At 46.2% G+C, this 16,031-nt stretch carries 15 protein-coding genes; all 15 read left to right on the top strand.

Features of this window, described 5'->3' with window-relative positions; translation table 11 throughout:
- Positions 1-53 precede the first annotated feature (53 nt).
- Positions 54-485, top strand: a complete 432-nt coding sequence (locus tag AC4OGX_RS04850; protein WP_493328819.1) for a DMT family transporter — start codon at positions 54-56, stop codon at positions 483-485.
- A gap of 173 nt (positions 486-658) precedes the next feature.
- A complete protein-coding gene (locus tag AC4OGX_RS04845; RefSeq protein ID WP_493328818.1) occupies positions 659-1,351 on the top strand; it encodes a ComEA family DNA-binding protein in 693 nt (230 codons plus the stop codon).
- Between the two features lie 25 nt (positions 1,352-1,376).
- Positions 1,377-2,066 (top strand): response regulator transcription factor, encoded by a 690-nt coding sequence (locus AC4OGX_RS04840; RefSeq protein WP_493328817.1) that lies wholly within the window; start codon positions 1,377-1,379, stop codon positions 2,064-2,066.
- Positions 2,023-3,495, top strand: coding sequence for a sensor histidine kinase (locus AC4OGX_RS04835; protein WP_493328816.1), 1,473 nt, complete (start codon positions 2,023-2,025; stop codon positions 3,493-3,495). The genes AC4OGX_RS04840 and AC4OGX_RS04835 overlap by 44 nt, the downstream gene beginning before the upstream one ends.
- A gap of 15 nt (positions 3,496-3,510) precedes the next feature.
- Positions 3,511-4,449, top strand: a complete 939-nt coding sequence (locus tag AC4OGX_RS04830; protein WP_493328815.1) for a GerMN domain-containing protein — start codon at positions 3,511-3,513, stop codon at positions 4,447-4,449.
- Positions 4,446-6,896, top strand: a complete 2,451-nt coding sequence (locus tag AC4OGX_RS04825; protein ID WP_493328813.1) for a DNA internalization-related competence protein ComEC/Rec2 — start codon at positions 4,446-4,448, stop codon at positions 6,894-6,896. Before AC4OGX_RS04830 ends, AC4OGX_RS04825 begins: the two co-directional genes overlap by 4 nt.
- Before the next feature lie 70 nt (positions 6,897-6,966).
- The gene (locus tag AC4OGX_RS04820) at positions 6,967-7,212 is read left to right on the top strand and encodes a type II toxin-antitoxin system HicA family toxin (protein ID WP_493328812.1); all 246 of its coding nucleotides are present in this window, start codon (positions 6,967-6,969) and stop codon (positions 7,210-7,212) included.
- Positions 7,209-7,784 (top strand): toxin-antitoxin system HicB family antitoxin, encoded by a 576-nt coding sequence (locus tag AC4OGX_RS04815; RefSeq protein ID WP_493328811.1) that lies wholly within the window; start codon positions 7,209-7,211, stop codon positions 7,782-7,784. The genes AC4OGX_RS04820 and AC4OGX_RS04815 overlap by 4 nt, the downstream gene beginning before the upstream one ends.
- A gap of 1 nt (position 7,785) precedes the next feature.
- Positions 7,786-8,082 carry a type II toxin-antitoxin system RelE/ParE family toxin gene (locus AC4OGX_RS04810; protein WP_493328810.1) on the top strand — a complete coding sequence of 99 codons (297 nt, stop codon included), beginning with the start codon at positions 7,786-7,788 and terminating at the stop codon, positions 8,080-8,082.
- 58 nt (positions 8,083-8,140) lie between these two features.
- Complete coding sequence (gene holA, locus AC4OGX_RS04805; RefSeq protein ID WP_493328809.1) at positions 8,141-9,127, top strand: DNA polymerase III subunit delta; 987 nt, start codon at positions 8,141-8,143, stop codon at positions 9,125-9,127.
- A 219-nt stretch (positions 9,128-9,346) separates the two neighbouring features.
- Positions 9,347-10,711, top strand: coding sequence for a dipeptidase PepV (pepV, locus tag AC4OGX_RS04800; RefSeq protein WP_493328808.1), 1,365 nt, complete (start codon positions 9,347-9,349; stop codon positions 10,709-10,711).
- A 111-nt stretch (positions 10,712-10,822) separates the two neighbouring features.
- Positions 10,823-12,637: a translation elongation factor 4 gene (gene lepA, locus AC4OGX_RS04795; protein ID WP_493328807.1), complete on the top strand. Its 1,815-nt coding sequence runs from the start codon at positions 10,823-10,825 to the stop codon at positions 12,635-12,637.
- Between the two features lie 10 nt (positions 12,638-12,647).
- Positions 12,648-13,871, top strand: coding sequence for a radical SAM family heme chaperone HemW (gene hemW / locus AC4OGX_RS04790; RefSeq protein ID WP_493328836.1), 1,224 nt, complete (start codon positions 12,648-12,650; stop codon positions 13,869-13,871).
- A 372-nt stretch (positions 13,872-14,243) separates the two neighbouring features.
- On the top strand, positions 14,244-15,293 hold the full coding sequence (hrcA, locus tag AC4OGX_RS04785) for a heat-inducible transcriptional repressor HrcA (protein ID WP_493328806.1): 1,050 nt from the start codon (positions 14,244-14,246) through the stop codon (positions 15,291-15,293).
- A gap of 27 nt (positions 15,294-15,320) precedes the next feature.
- The gene (grpE, locus tag AC4OGX_RS04780; protein ID WP_493328805.1) at positions 15,321-16,028 is read left to right on the top strand and encodes a nucleotide exchange factor GrpE; all 708 of its coding nucleotides are present in this window, start codon (positions 15,321-15,323) and stop codon (positions 16,026-16,028) included.
- Positions 16,029-16,031 lie beyond the last annotated feature (3 nt).

Below are 16,031 nucleotides of genomic sequence, written 5' to 3'. Positions count from 1 at the left end.
TGGGACATACTACTACAGACAGGCAGAATCAAAACTGCAGGAGGTATGGGAAAATGATTGGTTTTTTTATTGCACTGCTCTCAGGAGCATTGATGAGCGTACAGGGGGTATTTAATACACAGGTTACAAAGACTACGGGCATGTGGGTCGGAAATGCCTGGGTGCAGCTTTCCGCATTTTTAGTCTGTGCCGTTGCCTGGGTGGCGGCCGGACGGGACAGCATTTCCACGATCGCAAAGGTAGAGCCAAAATACATGCTGTTAGGCGGAGTGATCGGTGCGGGCATCACCTGGACCGTGATCAAAAGTATGTCCGCATTGGGGCCGGCAAAGGCGGCGCTTCTGATCGTGATCGCACAGCTGATTGTTGCGTATGTGATCGAATTGATGGGGATTTTCGGTGTGGAAAAGGCACCTCTCGATTGGAGGAAAGTCGGCGGCCTGGCATTGGCACTGATTGGAATTGCTATTTTCCAATGGGAATAAAGGAAAGATACTGTCAAAAAGAGAGGTTTGTTGTGTGATTTCATGCATGGCGTGTAATAAACACGTAACAAAATCGTAAAAATATGTATTGTAATTTAATCTGGAATTCGTTACAATATTAATGTCCGGCAAGAGGGGATTTCCGAACGTGTGTGTTAGAACGGGAGGAAATTATGAAGGACAGAAGAAAAAAGGGAATCTGTAGTATCTTATGTATCCTGCTCATTGCAGTCAGTATGACAGCGGGATGTGGGAAAGAGAAGACAGAGGATTTGACCGAGTTGGAGTTAGGGACAGCGGGCACAGATGCGGCAGAGACAGACGGGCAGAAAGAGGCCTCAAAAAAAGAGGAAGAGGCTGATGAAGATAAGTCTGCTCAGAAAAAGGAAGCCAGGGAAGAAAAAGAGGCTGCCGATATGGTCTATGTCTATGTGTGCGGTGCGGTAAAGGCTCCGGGAGTATACGAATTAGCCAGTGATGCCAGGGTATATGAAGCGATCGCATCGGCAGGCGGTGTGAGGGATGACGCCGCAGGAGAGGCTTTAAACCAGGCCAGGATGGTGACGGACGGGGAGCGCATTTGTATCCCCACAAAGGAAGAACTGGAAAAAGGGATTGTAGATGGCGGCGAGGCGCCGCAGGTAACAGAAGCGGACGTAAAAGACGAGGGAAAGATAAATATTAATACGGCTGATAAAGAGACGTTAAAGACCCTGCCCGGGATCGGGGATGCGAAGGCAGACAGCATCATTTCCCACCGGGAGGCAAACGGGCCCTTTCAGTCTATTGAAGACCTGATGAATGTAGAAGGCATCAAAGAGGGAGTATTCCAGAAGATAGAAGACAAGATAACAGCGACATCATAAAGTAAAAGTTAAGGGAAAGAGGAGTATGGGCAAGAAGAAAATCTTAGTAGTAGACGACGAAAAATTAATAGTAAAAGGAATTCGTTTCAGTCTGGAGCAGGACGGGATGGAAGTGGACTGTGCCTATGACGGCGAAGAAGCTTTGGAGTATGCGAAGAACTGCGAGTATGACCTGGTCCTTCTTGACGTTATGCTGCCGAAGCTGGACGGATTTCAGGTCTGCCAGCAGATTCGGGAATTTTCTGATATGCCGATCGTGATGCTGACAGCCAAGAGTGAGGATATGGATAAGATCCTGGGACTGGAGTACGGTGCGGACGATTATATTACAAAGCCGTTCAATATCCTGGAGGTAAAAGCCCGTATCAAGGCGATCATGAGAAGGACTGCAAAGCGTGAAGAGCCGGTGAGCAGTACTGTGATCGTAAAGGGGAATATGCGGATCGACTGTGAAAGCCGCAGAGTGTTCATCGGAGAGCGTGAGATCAACCTGACAGCCAAGGAATTCGATGTACTTGAGCTTCTGGCGATGAATCCGAATAAGGTATACAGCAGGGAGAACCTGCTGAATCTCATCTGGGGTTACGATTATCCAGGAGATGCGAGAACAGTGGATGTACATATCAGACGGCTTCGTGAGAAGATTGAGATCAATCCCAGCGAACCAAAATATGTACATACGAAGTGGGGAGTTGGTTATTATTTCCAGGGGTAGTTTTCATTTCAGATTTAACGGAAAATTCTTAAAAAGTCTGCGGTTCTGTATTATCGTGCTGCTGCTTTTGGTGTCCATCATACCGTGCTTTGCCGCGTACAATGGTATCATCAAAGCCTATGAATCAAGGGCAGTGTCACTTAGGACCGCAGAGATACAGAATCAGTGTACCATTCTAAGCAATCAGCTGAACAGCTACAATTATCTGTCGGATATGTCTTCCGAAGTGATCAATGCAAGTTTAACCCAGTTAACCAATATATATAACGGCAGGGTCATGATCATCGATAAGAACCTGCAGGTTGTAAAGGACACGTATTCTCTTGATGAGGGAAAAACCATTGTATCAGAGGACGTTGTTCAATGTATGCAGGGAAAAAGCACGAATTATTATGACAAGAGAAACCGGTACATAGCAGTGACCTCTCCGGTTATGGAGGGGGATACCGGGCGGATATCTGGAGTCATGCTGGCCAGCGTATCCACAGATTCCATTGCGGACAGCGTGCGAATCTTACGGACAAAGGGAGGTACGATCATTGGGATCGTGATGATCCTGATGCTGGGAATCAGTTTTTTTATCGCAGACCGGATCGTCAGGCCGCTTTGCCGGATCACGGAGTCGATCGCAGATGTTTCAGAGGGGTACGACGACGAAGTGCTGCATGTCAACACATTTACAGAGACGAGACAGCTTTCCGAGGCATTTAACAAGATGCTTGGGCGGCTCAAACAGCTGGATGAGTCCAGGGAAGAATTTGTATCCAACGTCTCACATGAGCTGAAAACGCCGCTTACCTCCATGAAGGTCCTGGCGGATTCCCTGCTGGCCCAGGATAACGTGCCCATCGAGCTGTACCAGGAATTCATGGGAGATATTGCAAAAGAGATCGACCGGGAAAATGATATCATTACGGATCTTTTGTCACTGGTGAAGATGGACAAGACGGCAAAGGATCTGCACATCAAGACAGTCAACATCAATGAGCTTCTGGAATTGATCTTAAAGAGGCTAAAGCCGATTGCGGAAATGAAGAATGTCGAGGTGGTGCTGGAAAGTTTCAGGCCGGTGACCGCAGAGATCGATGAAGTCAAGCTGACACTTGCATTTTCCAATCTGGTGGAAAATGCGATCAAATACAACCATAAGGATGGCTGGGTGCATGTCTCATTGAATGCAGACCATAAATATTTCTATGTGAAGGTGGCGGATTCGGGGATCGGTATTCCAGAGGAAGACCAGGCAAATATTTTTGAACGCTTTTACCGGGTGGACAAGTCTCATTCCCGGGAGATGGGAGGCACAGGCCTCGGCCTTGCGATCGCAAGAAATGCAGTGATCGTACACAGAGGTTCCATCAAGGTGTACAGCAGCGAGGGGGAAGGCACGACATTTACGGTCAGGATCCCTCTGACGTATGTAGCTTAAAGGAGGGCCGAAAAAATGAGGAAAAGAAAAAGAGCTGTATCAGCGGCAGTCTGCCTGTTGTTTTTTGCCCTGCTTCTTTCAGGCTGCTCAAAGCGGACAGATGTGAAAGAAGGGGATTCCTATATCTACTGCCTGAATTCAGACCGGACAGGCCTTGTGAAGGTGTCCTATGAGTTTGAGGAGAAGGAGCCCCAGAAGCAGGCTCTTGCCATTCTAAAGGAATTGAAGAAGCCGGCAGAAGAGATCGAGTATACCCCTCCTATCCCGAAGGATGTGAAGGTAATGGACAGCAGGTTGGAGGGAGCTGTTTTATATCTTGACTTTAATGACGCATATCAGGAGATGGCACCGCTTGAGGAGAAGCTTGTCAGGGCAGCGATCGTGCAGTCTGTCGTCCAGATAGAGGGAATCAGTGCTTTGTGGCTGACCGTTGATGGAAAGGATCTGCATGACGGGGACGGGAAGCTGGTCGGATTTTTAAACGAAGACGATTTTGTACAGAATACAGATTCTGCCTTAAGCTCTTATCAGACCGGTACACTGATGCTTTATTTTGCAAATGACACCGGGGATAAGCTGGTCGGACAGGAGATGAATGTACGATACAGCAGTAACATGTCCAAGGAAAAGCTGATCGTTGAAAAGGTGATGCGGGGACCGAAAAAGGACACTCTAAAGCCCACACAGAATCCAAAGGTGAGTATCCTCGGTGTTACGATCAAGGACGGTATCTGCTATGTCAACTTTGACAGTGAGTTCTTGGCAGGCGGTGTGGATGTCAAGCCGGAGATCACCATATATTCTCTGGTCAATTCACTTATTGAGGGGACCACAGCAAGCAAGGTACAGATTACGATCAATGGAGAAACAAATGTGACTTATATGGAAACAGTAGATTTGACAAAGCCGCTCCAGCGTGATATGGAGTGGGTGGAGAAAGCGGAGGAAGAATGATAAAACGGCCGTTATGTACGGCGGCAGTCCTCTATCTCTGTATCCAGACGATCCTGACCGCCGGGTTTCATATCCCATCTGATGTGAAGCCCGGAGGCCTGGAAATGGCTCTGGAACAGGCTTCGGATGAAGAAAGCGGACGAAAGACGAAGGAAAGCCCTAAGAAAAGAACGGGGCTAAACAGTGAGGTCTCACTGATCGGTACCGTGTACCGGAGAGAGGAAAAGCCGGATTATAATGTATTATATCTCAAGGACAGTCAGGTCCTTCTGAACAAGCAGATCTATCAGGAATCAAAAATTCTTGTTTATGTCGAAACAGAAACTCAAGTTAAAATCAGGAATGTAGAGCAAACAGAAACTCAAAGTAAGATTCAGAATAAAGAGCAAACACAAGATCAGGGAAAAGGCCGGGATCAGGGAGAGAATCGAACAGGCAGCCGGATTAAAATCGGAAATAAAATTAGAATAAAGGGAAAGGCAGAAACATTTGAATCAGCCAGAAATCCGGGGAATTTTAACCAGAAATTCTATTATCAAAAACAGGGAATCCATGCTTCTGTGTGGGCGGATCAGGTAGAGATCCGGGGAGAACGTGTCTTTTACCTCAGAGAAAATCTGGCTGTGCTTAAGGGGAAGTGGAAAGAGATGCTGACCTCCAGCCTGGGGGATTATTATGGAAACAGTATGAGCGCGATCCTGCTGGGAGAAAAAAGTGAACTGGACAGTGAATTAAAGGAATTGTATCAAAAAAGTGGAATCGGGCATATTTTGGCGATATCAGGGCTGCATATGTCCTTCTTGGGGATCGGGTTATACCAGGTTCTGCGTAAGATAGGATTGAACTTCGGAACAGCAGGTGGGATCGGAATCTGTTTTCTGCTGGCGTATACATTGATGATCGGGTGTGGGGTGTCGAGTCTCAGGGCCTTTGTCATGTTTCTGGTCAGGATGGGAGCTGATATTACGGGCAGAGATTATGATATGCCGACAAGCCTTGCGCTGGCGGCAGGAACAATCGTGGCATGGCAGCCTCTCTACCTGAAGGACGCGGGATTTATGCTATCCTTTGGTGCGCTGCTGGGGATCACAGGAGTGAATCCCTGTCTGGAATATTGGTTGTTATCAGGGAAAGAAAAGAAGAAAAAAGGACAGGCGTGGATGAAAAGCATCTGTGCCAGCCTGGCAGTCAATCTGACGCTTCTGCCTATCATGCTTTATTTCTATTTCGAATTTCCGCTGTATTCCCTTCTTTTGAATCTGCTGGTCATCCCTTTGATGTCCCTTCTGCTTGGGGCAGGAGCTGTGGGATCATTGATCACTGCTTTCATTCCGGGAATTGGAGGAATGGTCCTGCAAGTATGTAAATGGGTCCTTATCCTGTACGAAAAAGCCTGTCAGATGAGTCTGGCACTGCCGATGAGCAGGATTGTAACCGGACAGCCGGGAAAAGGATGGATCCTCTGTTATTACATACTTTTGGCAGGTTTCTGTCTGCTCACATACTGTCTGCGAAGCCGGCAGGCATCGGTTCAGGAAGCGGCAGGGGAGAACGGTTTTCGGAACTATAGGTGCAAAGCAGCTTTCGGGGGGATTTCGGTTTTAAGTCTTAGCCTGGTATTATGTGTTACCTGCTTTTTGCGGTATCAACTGCCGGGAAAGCTGGTGGTCACAATGCTTGATGTAGGGCAGGGGGACGGCTTATATCTGAAAGGACCGGACGGAACCAGGTATTTTATTGATGGAGGGAGCAGTGATGTGTCTTTGGTCGGAAAATACAGGATAGAGCCTTTCCTGAAATCCCAGGGGGTGAAGTCTCTGGATTATGTTTTTATTTCCCACGGCGATGCGGATCATATGAATGGTATAGAAGAGATGCTGGAAAATCAAAGGCTTGGGATTCAGATCCGCAGACTGGTCCTGCCTCCTAAGGAGGTGCAGGATGACGGATTGAGGAGCTTAGCTGAGAAAGCAGTGGAAAATGGGACGAAGGTATATACTGTGAAGGCGGGAGATGTACTGGCACAGGAGGACTTGAAGATTACCTGTAAAGGTCCTGCTGTACAGTACCGGGGTGAACCTGGAAATGCCGCATCCATGGTGCTGGATGTATCCTTCCATAAGTTTGAGATGCTCTTTACAGGGGACGTGGAAGGAGAAGGTGAAAAGCTTTTGGAGCAAAAAGGCGGATTAAGGCAGTACGATGTGTTAAAGGTTGCACATCATGGTTCGAAAAACTCTACGACCGAAGAATTTCTCAGGCAGACTGCACCGAAAAGTGCATGGATCTCATCAGGAATCGGTAACCGGTATGGACATCCCCATATGGAGACGGTGCAAAAACTGCAGGAGATGGGGAGTGTGATATATGGGACGCAGGAGCACGGTGCGGTCACGCTGGTGACAGACGGTGAAGGGGCAGAGATGAAAACGTATCTCATCGACTAAATATCTTAAAATAGCAACTATAATGCAGTTGCAAAGTGATAAGATTTGAAGTACAATGAAAGGAGTAAAAATGAACAAAAAAGTGAAAGTAAGGAACAGATTAAATACTTTTACATATGAGGAAGTAAAACAGCTCTTAAAGTATTATGGGTTTGAGGAAATGAGATCTGGCAAACAGGGGAGTTCAGTAATTAAATTTTACAATAAAGCTTCAGACACCAGAATATACATTCATAGACCACATCCAGGAAACTTTGTAAAAAGGTACATATTAAGGGAGATTATAAATATTTTGGACAAGGAGGATCTGAGATGAACAATTGTATGAAGTATAAGGATTACTATGGGACGGTAGAGTATTCAGATGCAGACGAGTGTTTTCATGGAAAAGTATTGGGCATTCATGGGCTTGTGACATTTGAGGGCGAAAGCGTTCAAGAACTGAAAAAATCATTTCAAGAAATGATTGATTTGTATATTGCTGACTGTGAAGAGAAGCACATTTCACCAAACAAAAGTTACAAGGGTACCTTTAATGTCCGTATTGCACCAAAGCTTCATAGGAAAGCTGCATTATGTGCGGCAGATGAAGGTATTTCTTTGAATGCATTGGTAGAAAAAGCAATTTTGGCTTATACGGATAATAATTATAATGAAATAGCGGATATTTGTAAAAGTACCCATGAACCTGTTTTTTTGACAAAGAGTGGTGAAGGTGATCTTGTGGTTATGGATATTGAAACCTACAATAATAGAGAAACAGCGTTAGATCTGCGCGAACATTTAAGTGAAGTGGAGGAACTGAGGAGAGGTGGGGTGAAAGACATTCCGGTTGAGGAGGTCAGTGAACGTATGAGAAATGTGATTAAGGGGCGACTTCATGTATAGGGTGGTTGTAGCGCCAATAGTCTCAGATATTTTATTGGGATATGCAGACAGGTTTGCGATTGATAATGGTCTGGAATGTGCTATGAACTTTGTAGAAGCTTTTGATGAAACAGTGGATTCATTAAAAGAACTACCACAGCGCGGAGTGAATAAATTACGTTATATCCCTGCATGTTATCATATGATTCCATTATGGAAGCATTTATGGCTGGTTTACCAAATAAACGAGGCAGACAAGAAAGTTTATATTGATTATCTGATCGATGACCGCTCTGATTACGGGCGTCTATTCAAATAGCAGAGGATCAGGAAAATATTTTGCAAAATATAGAACTTTCCTATATAATAATCATATTATGAAAAGTTTGAATGAAGATTTAAAAACAGGACAATTTAAGCAGATCTATCTTCTCTATGGGGAGGAGAATTATCTGAAGAAGCAGTACAAGAATCGGTTTATCAAAGCGATGCTTCCGGACGGGGATACAATGAATTACGCCTATTATGAAGGGAAGGGTGTAGAGGTCAGGGAGGTCATCGACCTTGCAGAGACGCTGCCGTTCTTTGCCGAGCGCCGTCTGATCGTGTTTGAGAATACCGGGTTCTTTAAAAGCGCCGGGGCGGACCTGGCGGACTACATCAAAGAGATGCCGGATACCACATATTTTATTTTTATTGAAAATGAGGTGGACAAGCGCAGCAAGCTTTTCAAGGCTGTAAAGGCAAAGGGCCATATTGTGGAGCTGCCGTTCCAGGATGAGATGACGTTAAAGAAGTGGATCCTGGGGCAGGTGCGTAAGGAGAATAAGCAGATATCAGAGTCTACGGTTACTTATCTTTTGAACAAGGTTGGAACTGATATGGAGAACATCCAGAAGGAGCTGGAAAAGCTGTTCTGCTACACCTTGGAAAAGGACAGCATCCTGCCTGAGGATGTAGACGCAGTCTGTGTTACACAGATTTCCAACCATATTTTTGACATGGTCAATGCAGTTGCTGAAAAAAGGCAGGAGAAAGCACTGGATCTGTACTATGAGCTTCTTGCGTTAAAGGAGCCTCCGATGCGAATCCTATATCTGATGACCAGGCAATACAGGATACTGCATCAGGTAAAGGATCTAATGAAGAAAGGATATGGAAGGAAAGAAATTGCATCCAAAGCCGGACTTCACCCATTTGCAGCAGGAAAATATATGGACCAGGCGAAGCAGTTCCGAAGCGGGGAGCTTAGGGCTGTGATGGAGGACAGTGCGGATATTGAAGAACGTGTGAAGACCGGGCGGCTGACAGATACACTTGCAGTTGAACTCTTTATCGTAAAATATTCATCTAAACGGAGTTAAAGGGGAGCAGACAATGGAAGTGGAGGCGGCATATTTTAGCCGTTCGTTTTCATCGTCTGCTTCCTGCTATTTCAACAGATAATACAAATTTGGTGTTGCTCTTGAGGTACAGTAAGACAGATCCCCAACCATAGGTGAGGCCTTTTACGAGTCTTGGATTCATGGTATAATGGGCTTAATTTGTTTGGACGAGTATAATAAAATCATAGGAGGATAAAAATGGACTATACGAATTTAAATCAAAAGCTTGACGAAATGAAAGATGAAATCATTGCCGGGATCAGGGAGAGCATCCAGATTCCCAGTGTGAAGAGTGCCCCGATGGAGAATGCTCCTTATGGGACCGGTCCGAAGAACGCACTGGAACATGCATTGAAATTAGGAGAACAGTTAGGGTTTCAGGTGAAGAATGTAGATGACAGAGCCGGATGGGTGGAATTTGGTGAAGGAGAAGAAATGGTCGGAGTCCTGGGACATCTGGATGTAGTTCCGGCAGGAGCAGAAGGATGGGACTATCCTGCATTCGGAGGTGAAATCCATGATGGTATCATGTATGGACGGGGCGTTCTGGATGATAAAGGGCCTACAGTCGGGGCAATCTATGCTCTTAAAGCTATCCGTGATCTGGAGCTTCCTATAAATAAAAGAATCCGGGTAATCTTTGGAACAGATGAGGAAAGTGGAAGCAGCTGTATCCGCCACTATGTTGAATCAGGGGAAGAGATTCCAAGTATCGGATTTACCCCGGATGCAGAATTCCCATTGATATTTTTTGAAAAGGGAATGACTGTCCTGATCGCCGGAAGGAAACAGGCAGAGCAGGGAAGGATCCGAGTGTTAGAATTCCAGGGCGGTACGGCTCCCAATATCGTAATGGAGAAATGCCGTCTGGTTTTAGAAGGAATCCATGAAATTCCACATAAGGAACATATTATTGTCAGCACAAAGGACGGCAATACGGTTATTGAAGCAGAGGGAATAGGTGCTCATGGGAGCAAGCCGGAACTGGGAGTCAATGCAGCAGTCCTTCTATTGGAGGCGGTGAAGGACATTGAAATCGGCGGCACCTTCCAGCAGGTGAGAGACTTTATCCTGGATCAGGTTGGCAAGGAGACGAATGGAGAGACACTGGGAATCCTCTATCAGGACGAGGAGACTGGCGAGACAACAGTGAACTTAGGAATGATAGGTCAAAAAGAAGGAGAATTTTATTTTACACTGGATATCCGCTATCCGAAGAATGGAGAGCATGACAGGGTTTACAATAATCTTGCAGATATCCTTACAAAATACGGCCTGGAGGTGCTTCACCATGACACGGTTGATCCATTGTATATGCCCAAGGACTCTGAGCTGGTACGGAAGTTAATGAAAGTTTACAGGGAACTGACCGGCAGAGACGAAGAGCCTCTGGCGATCGGTGGGGGAACCTATGCAAAAATGCTGCCGAATATGGTAGCATTTGGCCCGGCTTTTGCATGGAATGCGGATGTCATTCATAAACCAAATGAAAGAGTACTGGCAGAGGAACTGATCTTAAGTATCAAGCTGATCGCTGACGCAATGGTGGAACTGGCGCAGTGATGAAAAGCTGCCATTTTTTCCTGCTTTTTTCAAGAAAGAGTTGCAAAGCGGTGAAGCGGCGTGATAGGATAACAATGTTCATTAGATAGGAATAAATTGGAGGAATGTAAATTGTCAGGAATAGATCAGAGTAAAATACGGAATTTTTGTATCATTGCGCATATCGACCACGGCAAATCTACTCTGGCAGACCGTATTATTGAGATGACCGGACTGCTTACAAGCAGGGAGATGCAGTCACAGGTCTTAGATAATATGGAACTGGAGCGGGAACGCGGGATCACGATCAAGGCGCAGACGGTCCGCACCGTATATAAAGCGAAGAATGGGGAGGAGTATATCTTCAACCTGATTGATACACCAGGACACGTGGACTTTAATTATGAGGTATCCCGAAGCCTTGCAGCCTGTGACGGGGCGATCCTGGTCGTGGATGCGGCCCAGGGTGTGGAAGCGCAGACGCTGGCGAATGTGTATCTTGCATTGGATCATGATCTGGATGTTATGCCGGTCATCAATAAGATCGACCTTCCAAGTGCCGAGCCGGAGAGGGTAAAAGAAGAGATCGAGGATGTAATTGGAGTTGATGCAGAGGATGCACCGCTGATCTCCGCGAAAACAGGTTTGAATGTGGAGGAGTTGCTTGAGCAGATTGTTGAGAAGATCCCGGCACCGGGCGGAGATCCGTCCGCACCGCTTCAGGCATTGATCTTCGATTCTGTTTATGATTCTTATAAAGGAGTCATTGTATTCTGCCGGATCAAAGAAGGTTCAGTCAAAAAAGGGACTCCGATCCGCATGATGGCTACCGGAGCAACGGCAGATGTGGTAGAGGTCGGATATTTTGGAGCAGGCCAGTTCATTCCATGTGAAGAACTCAGCGCCGGAATGGTTGGTTATATCACCGCCAGCCTCAAAAATGTAAAAGACACCCGTGTGGGTGATACGGTAACGAATGCAGAAAATCCATGTGCAGAGCCATTGCCGGGATATAAGAAGGTCAATCCAATGGTCTACTGCGGGATGTATCCGGCAGACGGGGCAAAATATCCTGACCTTCGGGATGCCCTGGAAAAATTACAGCTTAACGATGCGGCACTCCAGTTTGAAGCGGAGACATCCGTTGCGCTGGGATTTGGTTTCCGCTGCGGTTTCCTGGGACTCCTTCATCTGGAGATCATACAGGAGCGTCTTGAGAGGGAATACAACCTGGATCTGGTAACGACAGCGCCGAGTGTTATCTATAAGGTGCATAAGACAAACGGAGATGTGATTGAACTGACGAATCCGACGAACCTGCCGGACCCCGCAGAGATCGAATACATGGAGGAGCCTGTCGTAAAGGCGGAGATTATGGTGACCTCTGAATTTATCGGAGCCATCATGGATCTCTGCCAGGAACGCCGCGGAGAATATCAAGGAATGGAATATATAGAAGCAACACGTGCGGTGCTGCATTACCATCTCCCGCTGAACGAGATCATCTATGATTTCTTTGATGCTCTGAAGTCACGTTCCAGAGGATACGCTTCCTTTGATTATGAGATGCTGGGATATGTGCGGTCTGAGCTTGTGAAGCTGGACATCCTTATTAATAAAGAAGAAGTGGATGCGCTTTCCTTCATCGTCCACAGCGGTACAGCCTACGAACGTGGCAGAAAGATGTGCGAGAAGCTGAAAGAGGAGATCCCCCGCCAGCTCTTTGAGATCCCGATCCAGGCTGCAGTAGGAAGTAAGATCATTGCCAGAGAGACGGTGAAAGCGATGCGTAAGGACGTTCTTGCAAAATGCTACGGCGGTGATATTTCCCGTAAGAGAAAGCTTCTGGAAAAGCAGAAGGAAGGAAAGAAGCGTATGCGTCAGGTGGGCAGCGTAGAGATCCCACAGAAGGCATTTATGAGCGTGTTAAAGCTGGATGACAAGTAGAAGTGAAGAAATGAAAGAAGAACTGGAATTATATCTGCATATTCCATTCTGTGTGAAAAAATGTGCTTACTGCGATTTTTTATCTGCTCCGTCAGATGAAAAGACTCGGCAGGAGTACGTGCATACACTGATACAGGAAATAGAGGGATATGGGGCAGATTTTTATGACAGATACCGGGTGTCTGCCATTTTCGTTGGAGGAGGAACCCCTTCTATATTGGAAGCAGGACAGATCGAAAAGATATTTGACGCACTGCGCCGGAATTTTCAGATTGCAGAACATGCGGAGATCACGATTGAGGTCAATCCGGGGACGGTGACACAGGACAAGCTTTCGGCCTGGAAGAGGGCAGGGATCAACCGTCTGAGCATCGGCCTGCAGTCCACTGATGACAGAGAGCTTAAAATGCTCGGCAGGATTCATACCTGGGAGCAGTTTCGTGAGACCTATCACATGGCGCGGGAGCATGGATTTGATAATATTAATATTGATCTGATCTCAGCCATCCCCGGGCAGACCGTGGAAAGCTGGACAAAAACGCTCAGGCAGGTGGCAGGTTTAGATCCGGAGCATATTTCAGCGTACAGCCTGATCATAGAAGAGGGAACACCTTTTTATGAGCGGTACGGAAAGGAAGAGCCAGCACAAAGGAATTCTTTTGAAAAACAGGCCAAAGATCCCTTGCTGCCGCCACTTCCCGATGAAGATACGGAGAGGGAAATCTATGAATTGACCGTTGATCTGTTGTCTGGATACGGTTACAACAGATATGAAATTTCGAACTATGCAAAAGAAGGTTTTGCCTGCCGCCACAATCTCGGATATTGGGAGCGTACAGAGTATCTCGGTATCGGACTGGGCGCTTCCTCCCTGCTTAGCAGCAAACGCTTCCATAATACTGCAGATTACAGGACTTATATAGAGAAGGTAAAGAAAAAAGAAGATATCAGAGAAGACATAGAATTACTGTCTAAGAGCGAGGAGGCTGAGGAATTTATGTTTCTGGGGTTAAGAAAAACCAGAGGGATCTCAGCGAAAAGATTTTGTGATATTTTCGGAAAGCCTGTTCTGGAGGTCTATGGAGCGCAGATAGAAAAGTTATGCAAAGAAGGCCTGCTTGAGATATCAGGAGATGATATCAGATTGACAGAACATGGGATTGATGTCAGCAATACCGTGTTTGTAGAATTTTTGGACCCGGATTTTTTTCACGGGCATCCAATAGAACTTTAGAGGCACTTAAAGGTCCGGCACAGCATTTTATGGATGGAATTTGATGTACGGCATCAAATTCCATTGAGGGCTGAGCCGAGTTTTCATCAGGAAAACTCAGCGAATCCCTCATATTCCGCAAAATACTGCGCCGGACCTTTTAGTGCCTATTAGTGAACGATACAGCCCGAAAAAACGGCATCTCCGTGCTCCGCCGCCCCATAACAGACGAGTGAACTGTTACTATTAAAATTTAAAGTATAAAAAATATATAAAGAGTGTTGACAAAAGGAAATCTCAGTGCTATCTTAATATACGTAAGGTGTTAGCACTCAAAACTAAAGAGTGCTAATAAGCAGAAAATCAATACTCTGCGAAGGAAAGGAGGAGCCTATGGCAGGAATCACAGAACTGAGTGAGAGAAAAATGGTTATTCTTAAAGCGATCATTCAGAATTATCTGGAGACGGGAGAGCCGGTTGGTTCGCGAACCCTTTCTAAATACACGGACTTGAATTTAAGTTCAGCAACGATCCGCAATGAGATGGCAGACTTAGAGGATCTGGGGTATATTTTCCAGCCTCATACTTCTGCAGGACGTATTCCTTCTGATAAGGGATACAGGCTCTATGTTGATATGCTGATGGTAGAAAAGGAGCAGGAGATCATAGAGCTGCGCAACACCATGCTTGAGAAGACGGATGAGGTCGATAAGGTATTAAAGCAGGCCGCCAAGGTTCTTGCAGCGAATACGAATTATGCGACCATGATCTCAGCACCGGTCAACAGCAGGAACCGGTTAAAGTTCATCCAGCTTTCCCAGGTGGATGAAGAGCAGATCGTAGCAGTGATCGTGATGAACGGCAACGTCATCAAGAATAAGATCATTGAAGTCAGTGAAACCTTAAGTAATGAACATTTATTTAAATTGAATATGCTGCTCAACACGACATTGAACGGAATGTCGATCGAAGAGATCAACTTAGGGCTGATCGCAAAGTTGAAAGAGCAGGCAGGCATTCACAGCCAGGTAATCAGTGATGTTCTGGATGCGGTAGCCGAGATCATACATGTGAGTGATGACATGGAGATCTACACAAGCGGCACCACCAACATTTTCAAATATCCGGAACTAAGCGACAAGGAAAGCGCACAGGAGATCATCAGTGCATTTGAAGAAAAGCAGCAGCTGGCGGAGCTCGTTACAGAGACCCTTGCCAGTGAAGAGAATCATGGAATTCAGGTATACATCGGAGATGAAGCGCCAGTGAAGACCATGAAGGACTGCAGCGTTGTGACAGCAACCTACGAATTGGGCGAGGGCATGAAGGGTACGATCGGTATCATAGGTCCCAAGCGTATGGATTACGAACATGTCATGAAGTCGCTGAAGACTCTGCAGAACGAGTTGGATGCAATTTATTACAAAGACCCAAAAGAATAGGAAGGTGAATAGCTGGTGGAAGAAAATATGAGCAAAGAGGATATGGTAAAAGAAGCAGTAGAAGAGGCGAAGGCAAAGGCGGCGAAAGAGGCCGAGGAAGCTGCGAAATGCGCTGAGGAAGCCAAAGCCTGTGAAGAAGCCGCCGATACAGAGGATGCGGCAGCAGAAGAGGCCGAAGGCGAAGCAGAAGATTCTGCAGATGAGACAGCAGATGATGCAGATACCGAGGCAGAAGCTGAGGATGGTAAAGAGAAGCCGGGCAAAGAAAAGAAGCTGTTCGGCAGAAAGAATAAGAAAGATAAAAAGGACGAGAAGATTGAAGAGCTGACTGACCGGCTCACTCGTCAGATGGCAGAGTTTGATAACTTCCGCAAGCGTACGGAAAAGGAGAAATCCCAGATGTACGAGATTGGAGCGAAAGATATCATAGAAAAGATCCTTCCGGTCGTTGATAATTTTGAACGCGGCCTGGCAGCTGTGCCAGAGGAGGATCAGTCCAATCCTTTCGCACAAGGGATGGAAAAGATTTATAAACAGCTGATGACTACATTGGAAGAGATCGGTGTCAAGCCGATCGAGGCAGTAGGCAATGAGTTCAATCCGGATTTCCACAATGCAGTGATGCATGTTGAGGATGAAGAGCTGGGAGAGAACATCGTAGCCGAGGAGTTTCAGAAGGGCTACACATACCGCGACAGTGTAGTGAGACATAGTATGGTAAAAGTTGCAAATTAATTT

The sequence above is a fragment of the Faecalicatena sp. genome, assembly GCF_058819085.1.
Note: the sequence above shows the minus strand (reverse complement) of the source record. Positions and strands in the feature narration are given on the sequence as shown.